Source organism: Rhodococcus sp. R1101, from assembly GCF_000278445.1.
In the GTDB taxonomy this organism is placed as follows: Bacteria; Actinomycetota; Actinomycetes; order Mycobacteriales; family Mycobacteriaceae; genus Rhodococcus; species Rhodococcus gordoniae.
Genome location: NZ_AJVB01000125.1, coordinates 1 through 9,178 on the forward strand (window position 1 = coordinate 1; position 9,178 = coordinate 9,178).

8 protein-coding genes are annotated in these 9,178 nt (G+C 66.3%); 3 read left to right on the forward strand and 5 right to left on the reverse strand.

What is annotated here, in order from left to right; genetic code table 11:
- Positions 1 to 176: 176 nt before the first annotated feature.
- From R1101_RS0110525 to R1101_RS0110545, 5 genes are read right to left on the reverse strand one after another with little or no spacing between them, the layout of a single operon-like run.
- Complete coding sequence (locus tag R1101_RS0110525; RefSeq protein ID WP_016933395.1) at positions 177 to 1,508, reverse strand: MFS transporter; 1,332 nt, start codon at positions 1,506 to 1,508, stop codon at positions 177 to 179.
- A gap of 36 nt (positions 1,509 to 1,544) precedes the next feature.
- Positions 1,545 to 3,005: an FAD-dependent oxidoreductase gene (locus R1101_RS0110530; RefSeq protein WP_016933396.1), complete on the reverse strand. Its 1,461-nt coding sequence runs from the start codon at positions 3,003 to 3,005 to the stop codon at positions 1,545 to 1,547.
- The gene (locus R1101_RS0110535; RefSeq protein WP_016933397.1) at positions 3,002 to 3,799 is read right to left on the reverse strand and encodes an SDR family NAD(P)-dependent oxidoreductase; all 798 of its coding nucleotides are present in this window, start codon (positions 3,797 to 3,799) and stop codon (positions 3,002 to 3,004) included. Before R1101_RS0110535 ends, R1101_RS0110530 begins: the two co-directional genes overlap by 4 nt.
- On the reverse strand, positions 3,792 to 4,622 hold the full coding sequence (locus R1101_RS0110540; protein WP_016933398.1) for an SDR family NAD(P)-dependent oxidoreductase: 831 nt from the start codon (positions 4,620 to 4,622) through the stop codon (positions 3,792 to 3,794). The genes R1101_RS0110535 and R1101_RS0110540 overlap by 8 nt, the downstream gene beginning before the upstream one ends.
- 48 nt (positions 4,623 to 4,670) lie before the next feature.
- Entirely contained in the window at positions 4,671 to 5,099 is a 429-nt protein-coding gene (locus tag R1101_RS0110545; protein ID WP_016933399.1) for a nuclear transport factor 2 family protein, read from the reverse strand.
- A 181-nt stretch (positions 5,100 to 5,280) separates the two neighbouring features.
- Here R1101_RS0110545 and R1101_RS0110550 point away from each other — a divergent pair, with 181 nt between their 5' ends.
- The 3 genes from R1101_RS0110550 to R1101_RS0110560 all read left to right on the forward strand — a co-directional run.
- Positions 5,281 to 5,943 carry an IclR family transcriptional regulator gene (locus R1101_RS0110550; RefSeq protein ID WP_016933400.1) on the forward strand — a complete coding sequence of 221 codons (663 nt, stop codon included), beginning with the start codon at positions 5,281 to 5,283 and terminating at the stop codon, positions 5,941 to 5,943.
- A 107-nt stretch (positions 5,944 to 6,050) separates the two neighbouring features.
- Positions 6,051 to 7,559, forward strand: a complete 1,509-nt coding sequence (locus R1101_RS0110555) for a YhgE/Pip domain-containing protein (RefSeq protein ID WP_016933401.1) — start codon at positions 6,051 to 6,053, stop codon at positions 7,557 to 7,559.
- A gap of 131 nt (positions 7,560 to 7,690) precedes the next feature.
- A partial coding sequence (locus R1101_RS0110560) for a bifunctional 3'-5' exonuclease/DNA polymerase (protein ID WP_026003123.1) occupies positions 7,691 to 9,178 on the forward strand: 1,488 nt, incomplete at its 3' end.

Below are 9,178 nucleotides of genomic sequence, written 5' to 3' on the forward strand. Positions count from 1 at the left end.
CGACCGATCCGGCTCGCAGTACCCGTCGAAATCCGTTCGCCATCGTTCCCCTCCACCCCGTGTCTCGAGGACCCGTGCCTCCCGGACATCGAAACACGGACCACGCGGTCCGGATATGGGAATGCCGGAATTGTCGGCCCCCGACGGGTTCCGACAATTCCGGCTGCACCACAGGACTAGTCGGTGCGGAGTTCGATGCCCTTCGTCTCCTCGATGAAGAAGACCGCACCGAGGGTGAGCAGCGCACAGAACACGAAGTACCCCGCCGGTGCCAGCGAGTTCCCGGTGACGTCGATCAGCCACGTCGCGATGAACGGTGCGGTGCCACCGAGGCACATGTTCGTCACGTTGTTCCCGAGAGCGATACCGCTGTATCGCACGGACGCCTTGAGCATCTCGACATAGGTGACGAAGGAGGCACCGTTGACCACCGACACGCAGATGAACAGCACGGACTGGCCGACGACGGCCTGCCAGACGGTGCCGCCGGACATCAGCATGAACATCGGAACACCGACGATCGCGGATGCGGCACTACCGGCGAACAGCACCGGCTTGCGCCCGTACTTGTCGGCGAGATAACCGGCGATGGGCAGCGTGATCACACCGAGTACGAGAGCGAGGCAGGTCGACAGGAACGCGACGGAGGACGACAGCCCACCCGTGGTCTGGAGGTAGGTCGCGGCATACACGGAGGCGATGTAGTAGCCACCGATGATGAGCGCACCGAGCAGGATGATCTTGACGACGCTTCCGCCCGACGTCTTCAGCAGCTCCGCGATGGGCAGCTTCTTCGTCTCACCCTTTTCCTCGAGTTCCTCGAACTGTGGGGTGTCCTCGAGATGGTTACGGATCCAGATGCCGACGACACCGATGACCACGCTGAGCAGGAACGGGATGCGCCATGCCCATTCGAGGATCTGCTCCTCCGAGAAGGTGGACGTGATGCCGAGCGCCACGAGAGACGCCACCAACGACCCCAGGTAGGTACCCGAGTTGACCAGGGACGTCTGCGTCGCGCGCCAGCGTGCCGGTGCGGATTCGGAGACGAATGCGTTTGCGCCGCCGAGTTCACCGCCGGCCGCGAAGCCCTGCAGGCAGCGGGCGAGCACGAGCAGAACCGTCGCCCACACGCCCAGAGTGGCGTAGGTGGGCATCAGTCCCATGGCCGCGGTCGCCACGACCATGAGCAGGATCGTCCACGACAGCGCATTCTTCCGGCCGTACTTGTCACCGATGTGCCCGAAGAAGATGCCACCGGGCACCCGGAGGAAGAACGCCACGGCAAAGGCCGCGAATGTTCCCAGCAGAGCAGCCGTCTCGTCTTCCGAGACGAAGAACAGGGTGGCGACCATCGTCGCCATGTAGCCGTAGATACCGAAGTCGTAGTACTCCACGATGGTGCCCACGACGGCAGCACGAATGACCTTCGTCGTCGACTGCTTCGGCTGCGGAGTGCCGGCCTGGGGTGGACTCACTGCGGGGGATGCCGCGTCCGATCCGAGCATGTTCGTGTCCTTTTCGAATGTGAGGGGGAGGTGGCGTTACACGCCGGCAACGCCGAGTGCGGCGCGTGGAGCGGCGCCGGATGCAGCCCAGCGGGCCGCGTTGAGGCCGGCGATGCGACCCATGGTCACTGCGTTGGCGACGGCGTTGCCGCCGCCCACATAGCGGAGGCCGAGGATGCCGGCGCCCGCTTCTCCGGCCGCGTACAGGCCGGGTACGACGTTCCCGAGGGTGTCGAGAACTTCCGCGTTCGGGTTGATCTCGAGTCCGGCGTGGGTGCAGACCAGTTCGGCGGGCAGCATACGTGCCGCGTAGAACGGTCCCTCCGTGATGGGGTCGGGGTTCGAGGTCGATCCCTTGTTGGCGAGGGTGCGATGCCGCAGGAAGTCGGGATCGTTCCCGTTGGGCAGCTGGGTGTTCCAACGATCGATCGTGGTGACCAACGCATCGACCGGTACGCCGATGAGGTCGGCGAGTTCGGGAAGGCTGTCGGCACGCAGGGTACGACCGGCGTCGGCTTCCTCTGCGATCCGGTCGGCGTCCCAGTCGGTGTAGCCCGACGGCAGCCCGGTACGGGCCTTCTCGTCGAAGATCACCCATACCGGTCCGTCCTGACGATCCATGAGACCGCCGGAGACCGCGTACGACGCGTCCTCGTCCATGAACCGTCGGCCGGACTTGTTCACGTACACCCGCGACTTGGGCGGGAAGCCGGCCTGCCAGTGGTGGTAACGCTGGAAGTATGCGGTGGGCATGGTCAGTCCCCAGTCCGTGCCGGCGATCGACGAATCGACCTGCTCGCCGAAGCGGAAGTGGTCACCGCGGCTACCCGGCGCGGCCACGACGAACAGCGACTCCCCTGCTCGGAACGGATACGGATAGTACTGCTCCAGCAGGTCGCGGTTCTGCGCGAAACCACCGGACGCGACCACGACGGCATGCGCACGGACCTCGATGTCGTCCGCGACGACACCGACCACACGTCCGCCCTCGACGAGCAGCTTCTGGACCCGGGTACCGAGCACGGCTTCCACACCGTGCGTGCGACGCGCACGGTCGAGTGTCTGCACGAGTCCGTAGCCCTGATCCTTCGGCACGTGCCCGCGCCAGACGTCTTCGACACCGGCCTGGCACAGACCGGGCATGTGCGCGTTCGACGATTCGCGGGCGGGAATCTCCACGCCGAGACCGATCAGCCATTCGAGCGTCGGGCCCGCGTTCTCGCAGAACGCACGGACCAGGCCGGGTGTGAGGACCCAATGGTTCAGATCCATGTAGTGCTGGAAGAACTTCTCGGCGGAGTCCTCGATGCCGAGACCGCGCTGCACACTCGTCCCTGCCGCGGTGAACAATCCCGCGGACAGCTGGGTCGACCCGCCCAGTTCGGTCTCGGATTCGAACAGCAGCACGCTCGCCCCGGATTCGGCGGCAGACACTGCGGCCGCGAGACCGGCACCGCCACCACCGATCACCACGACGTCGATGATGTCGTCGTTCATGAGAGTTGATCTCCTGTCTCCGCGATGATGCGGTGATAGAGGCCGTTGGACGTCATACCGCCGTCGACCGTCACTTCGCTGCCCGTCATGTAGCTCGAGCGGTCCGACAGCAGGAAGAGCACAGCGTCGGTAATCTCGTCGACGGTGGCCGTTCGGCCGGCCGGCACGCTGTTCAACGCAGCACCGACGAATGCGTCGGCGCCGCCGAGCAGGGCCGTGCCCACGAGGCCGGGATGGACCGAATTGACGCGGATACCCCAGCGCGCGAAATTCCCTGCCGCCGATTTGGACAGACCCCGCAGTCCCCACTTGCTCGACGAGTAGGCCGGAGAGAAGTAGCCGATCTGTCCCGAGATCGACGAGATGTTGACGATCGACCCGCCACCGCTCTCACGCATGAGCGGAGCCACCGCTTTCATCCCGTAGAAGGGGCCGAAGAGGTTGATCCGCATGGTCTTCTCCCAGATGTCGTCCGGGGTGTCCATGAATTCGAGGCGCCGGGAGATCCCGGCGTTGTTGACGAGTCCACCGAGTTCACCGTGCCGGGTGCGGATCTCGTCGACGACCCGCCCCCATTCCTCGGCGTCGGCCACGTCGAGTGTGTGTGCCGTCGCGGAACCGCCTTCAGCCTGGATCTGTTCGACGACCCCGGACGGGTCGTGGATATCCGCAAGGCACACATGCGTTCCGCGTGCAGCGAGCACCCGTGCGTGGTTGGCGCCCATCCCCCCGGCCGCACCCGTGACGAGTACGACCGAGGGGTACGACACCGATTCGACGACACGGTCAGACATGACGTGATCCGCCGTCGACGGCAATCGAGTGTCCGGTGACGTAGCGGGCACTGTCGGAGAGCAGGAACAGCAACGGTCCGAAGACCTCTTCGGGGGCACCGAGCCGGTGCAGCGGGACGACGTCGAGCGCGTGCTTCAGTGCGGCCGGGTCCTCCTGGACCCACCGGGTCATCTCGGTATCGATATATCCCGGCGCGATCGAATTGACGCGGATTCCCTTGTCGCCGAATTCGACTGCCAACGATTCGGTCAGATGGGCGACGGCGGCCTTGGAGGCGCAGTAGGCACCGCGGCCCTTGCGCACGCGCAGCGCCGAGACCGACGACATGTTCACGATCGCGCTACCGGGCTCCATGTGCCGCGCCGCGGCCTGCGAACCGAAGAGAACGCCTTCGACATTGACGTCCAGAGTCGCCGCGATCTGCTCCTTCGAGATCTCCTCGGCGAGGGCGAACGGGAAGACGCCGGCGTTGTTGATCCAGAAGTCGATGCGGCCGAACTCCTGGAGTGCGACCTGCGCGAGCGCCTCGTGGTCGGCCGGATCGGTCACGTCGACACGTGCGCCGATCACCGTGCCGGGCGTCTCGACGAGGGCTTCCGCGGCGAGATCGGTATCGATCTGCTCTGCGGCCTCCTTCATCTGCACATCGTTGATGTCGCCGCCCACCACGTGCACGCCGCGCGTGGCCAGACCGCGCGCGAACTGGGCACCCATACCGCGTGCCGCGCCGGTGACGACGGCAACTTTGCCTGCCATCTCCGGGTAGAGGGCGACGATCGGGGTGGTGACGGTACGGCCCGGGTTCTGGGCGTCGACGGTCATGGGTGATTCCTCCGAGAATATGAAGCGAAGTGGAAAGAGGTGTGACGATCAGCTGTCGTCGCGAGAGACGACGCGGCGGGCTATGCGCCATTCGCCGCCGGTGCGCACGACGTGGTCGTCGATGGTGGTGAACCGGACGAGTCGGGATTCGCCCCCACGAACGGTGGCCACGATCTGCAGATAGGCCCGTACACGGAGGGTGTCGTCGTCGACGCGGTAGGCCGCGAGGTCGGTGACGACGTGCCGGTGCACTTCACCTGCTGCCTGCGCGCCGATATGGAAGCGCTCGGCGAAGGCCACGAGATCGTCGGTACCTGCCACGGGGGCCGGGTAGCTGGGCGAGCAGAACTCGCCGTCGGCGGTGAACGTTTCGGCCCACTCACGCGCAGAGCCCTCGTCGATGAGGTGGCTCTGTCGCCCGTAGAGCTGGTGGATATGAGCGAGAACCGCCGCGTCCACGTAGTCGGTTCGTGTCATGTCGTACGAAAACCATCCGTGATTGTGTGCGATAATCGCACGTAGTGTGCGATTAACGGAAATCGCTAGGTGTTACAGTTCACAGACGTCAAGGGAGGTAATGGGGGTCATGACACAAATGCGGGATGTACCTGCGCAAACAGGGGATCTGGACCTACCACGGATCGAGCCGGACGCAGGCATGTCCAAGACGCTCCACAACGGTCTCGAAATCCTGGAACTGCTTGCGCGGAACCCACACGGCCTGTCCGTCAGCGAGATCGCCGAGAGCCTCGACGTCCACCGCACGGTCGCCCATCGACTCGTCCGGACTCTCGAGGCACACCGACTGTGCCGACGCGACGACCACAAGCGCATCTCACTGGGCACCGGCCTGGTGACACTCGCCGAATCGGTCGAACAGGACCTGCGGACCCTCGCGCGGCCGATCCTCGAGGAACTCGCCGACAGCGTCGAGGCCACGGCCCACCTCGTCGTCCGCGAGTCCGACGCCACGGTGCGGGCGATGATGGTGATCGAGCCCCGGCGCTCCGATGTCCACATCGCCTTCCGTCCGGGCCAGGTCCATCCGCTGGACCGCGGCTCCGCCGGTCTGGCAATCCTCGGATCCATGCCACCGCGTCCCGACGAGCGGCCGGAAGTGACCCGGGCGCGGCAGACGGGCTATGCGGTCTCCGCCGGCGAGGTCGTATCCACCACCATCGGAATCTCGGCCGCGGTGCCGGGCCGTCCCGGAGGTACTCAGGCGGCGATAGGCGTCTCGGTCTTCGACGCCACCGACGAAACTCGCCTCGCGTCGGCCGTACTCTCTGCGGCGTCGACCCTCGGCGACCTGCTCCGGTGACCGATGACGGGTGACGACCTTCGGAGTGCCAGATCACGCAGCCCGGTTCCACGTGTACTCGAGCACTCGGGACCTCGACAGCACACACCTGTGTGCACAATTGACAGGTGAGTCCAACCCAGTCGTCCATCGACCCGCATCACAGCACTCTGCGCAGCGCGCGCTTCTGGCTCGCGCCCTTCGCTGTCGTCGCGGCGGTGATGAGTGCCTTGGCGTACTTCTACCTCGGCGCCCTCCTCGATCCCAGCGAGAACCTGAGGCAGTTCCCGATGGCCATCGTCAACCAGGACGTCGGCGACGTGCTGCCCGGATCGGATGAACGACAGAACTTCGGCGACCAGATCACCGAGGGCATCCTCGACGGCATCGATCCCGAGGAGATCGACCTGCAACAGATGGGCATCTCGGCCGCCGACCGCGGGCTCGACGACGGCAGCCTGTACGGGGCGATCGTCATCCCGAGCGACTTCACCAAACGCATCTCGATCCTCGCGCAGGCCTCGGTGGTCCCCGGCGACATCGAGAAACCGATCATCACCCTGTACACGAACCCCCGCACGGGGGCGTTCGCGACGGGCATCGTCACCACGATCGGCGACCGCGCACTGACCCAGGTGAACGACTCTGTGGGTGAACAGCTGACCGAGACCGTCACCGCCACCCTCGCCGACACCGCCCCCGACCTGCAGCTCTCCGGAGCCGGTAGCCTGACGCTGGCCCAACCGATCGATGCGCTCACCGTCGAGCACAAACCGCTGCCGGGTGGGACGGGCGCGGGTCTGTCCGCCTTCTTCTACACATTGCTGCTGATCCTGGCCGGCTTCACCGGTGCCACGATCATCAACGCGGTCGTCGACACCAAGCTCGGCTTCGTACCCACCGAATACGGCCCCCTCTACATCGCACGGGAGACCACCCGGATGTCGCGCCTGCAGGTGCTGGCACTGAAGTGGGGCATCACGGTGATCATGTCGTTGATCGTCTCGGCGTTGTACGTGTGGATCGCCACCGGACTCGGTATGCCGGCGCCACGTGCATTGCTGTTGTGGGAGTACGGGGCACTCGCGATCTCGGCGGTGGGCATCACCTCGCTCGCCGTGATGTCGATCTTCGGCGCGGCGGGCCTGCTGGTGAACCTGATCGTCTTCATCGTGCTCGGACTGCCTTCGTCCGGCGGCACCATCCCGATCGAGGCCACGCCGCGATTGTTCGAGTGGCTGTCGACCTTCGAGCCGATGCACCAGATCTATCTCGCGGTACGCGCCATCCTCTACTTCGACGGACGCGCCGACGCCGGGCTCGGCCACGGTGCGACCATGACGATCGTCGGACTCGTATTCGGACTCGTCGTCGGCGCCGCCGTGACGTGGATCTACGACCGCGTCGGATTCCATCGGGCACCGGACGCACCGGTGCGACTGCCCTGGCGGCCGTCCCGACAGCGCGATCAGGATTCGGCGATCGTGGGCGATCCGGTCCATTCGGACGACACCGTCGATGAACGTGGGAAGGGCGATCGCGACGACACGGACGAATCTTCCGGCGGCAGCGAGCGTTCGGACGACAACGACGGGCCCGTCGACGAAATGGGGGACCCCGCCGCGCGTCGGGGGTAGCGGCGGAGCCCCTCCACTATCACGGTAGTGCCGGTTCTCTCGGGGATCGCCCTCGGTACGGGTGAATTCGAGGGTGAATCGTGGGGTACGGCGCGCCGAAAGCTGTCGCCGTGATGGAGCACACTGTATGGATGCGCACGGTCGTTGTTCCTCATCCTGCGGACGGCCGGGGCCGTCGCGGTGCAAGCATCGTCGAGGTCGACGCATCGGGTGCGCCACTCGGACCGATACGTGAGTATCCCGAGTTCGCAGCAGCGGTCGCAACGATCGAAGCCGAATCTCGACCGCGCTGGGTGTGGACCTCGACGGCAACCGTCTATCCCGAGCTTCTTCGCGCCGGAGTCCGGGTGCAGCGATGCCACGACCTCGCCACCACCGGCGTCATCCTCGCCGTACGGGAAGGTCTGCCCCCACCTGCCTCGGAGGAGCCGATCGACGAGCGCCCCGGCCTCTTCGATGCCGCACCCACGATCGACGTCGAAGCAGTCGTCGAACAGATCGCCGATCAGCGTCGGCGCATCTCCGGCAATGCCCGCCTGGAACTGCTCACCGCCGCCGAATCGGCCGGCACGCTCGCAGCGGCCGAGATGAGTTTCGACGGGCTGCCGTTCTCGGCGCGGGCACATCGTCGTCTGCTCGAGGACACTCTCGGGCCACGCCCGACCGGTTACGACCTGCCGAGCCGCATCGCCGAAGTCGTCGAGGAGATCAGCGCCGTCTTCGGTCGTGCCGTGAATCCCGCCTCGCACAGCGAGGTGCTCGAGGCGTTCCGTCGCGAGGGCATCACGGTCGAGTCGACCCGCAAGCACGTGTTGCAGCGGATCGACCATCCTGTGGTGCCGCTGTTGCTGCGGCACCGCGAGCTGTCGAAGTTGTACAGCACGAACGGCTGGCACTGGCTCGACACCTGGGTACGCGACGACCGGTTCCGCCCCGTGTACGTTCCCGGCGCCGTCGTCTCGGGCCGGTGGGCGAGTCGGGGCGGCGGTGCTCTGCAGATCCCCAAGGCGTTGCGGTCGAGCGTGGTCGCCGATCCCGGACGGTCGTTCGTCGTCGCCGACGCAGGCCAGCTCGAACCACGCATCCTGGCGGCGATGTCGGGTGACCGGCGCATGGTGGCAGCTGCAGGTTCGGACGATCTGTACGCCCCCGTCGCAGCGGCGTCCTTCGGTGGCGACCGCGCGAAGGCGAAGGTCGCGGTGCTCGGCGTGTTGTACGGGGCCACCTCCGGCGACGCGCGCACCCTGCTCGCGGTGCTGCGTCGCAGTTTCCCGACCGCCGTCGACTTCGTCGAACGTGCGGCGCGCGCGGGCGAGCGTGGCGAGGTGGCGCATTCGTGGCTGGGCCGCGCGTGCCCACCCGCCCCGGAGGGGTTCCACTCACACGGCGATGCGCACGCGCGCGGGCGCTTCACACGGAACTTCGTCGTGCAGGCCACCGCAGCCGAGTGGGCACTGTGCGTGCTCGCCGAGCTGCGCCGGCGACTGACCACCGATCCCGACCCGACCGCCGGCGATCTCGTGTTCTTCCAGCACGACGAAGTCGTGGTGCACACCGGCAATCCGGAGCTCGCGTCGTCGCACGTCACGGCCTCCGTCGAGGTGGCGACGCGATTAATG

Coding starts and splice junctions, on each gene's coding strand:
- R1101_RS0110535 (WP_016933397.1), bottom strand. CDS start 3,799: ATGTCTGACCGTGTCGTCGAATCGGTGTCGTACCCCTCGGTCGTACTC.
- R1101_RS0110530 (WP_016933396.1), bottom strand. CDS start 3,005: ATGAACGACGACATCATCGACGTCGTGGTGATCGGTGGTGGCGGTGCC.
- R1101_RS0110550 (WP_016933400.1), top strand. CDS start 5,281: ATGTCCAAGACGCTCCACAACGGTCTCGAAATCCTGGAACTGCTTGCG.
- R1101_RS0110545 (WP_016933399.1), bottom strand. CDS start 5,099: ATGACACGAACCGACTACGTGGACGCGGCGGTTCTCGCTCATATCCAC.
- R1101_RS0110525 (WP_016933395.1), bottom strand. CDS start 1,508: ATGCTCGGATCGGACGCGGCATCCCCCGCAGTGAGTCCACCCCAGGCC.
- R1101_RS0110540 (WP_016933398.1), bottom strand. CDS start 4,622: ATGACCGTCGACGCCCAGAACCCGGGCCGTACCGTCACCACCCCGATC.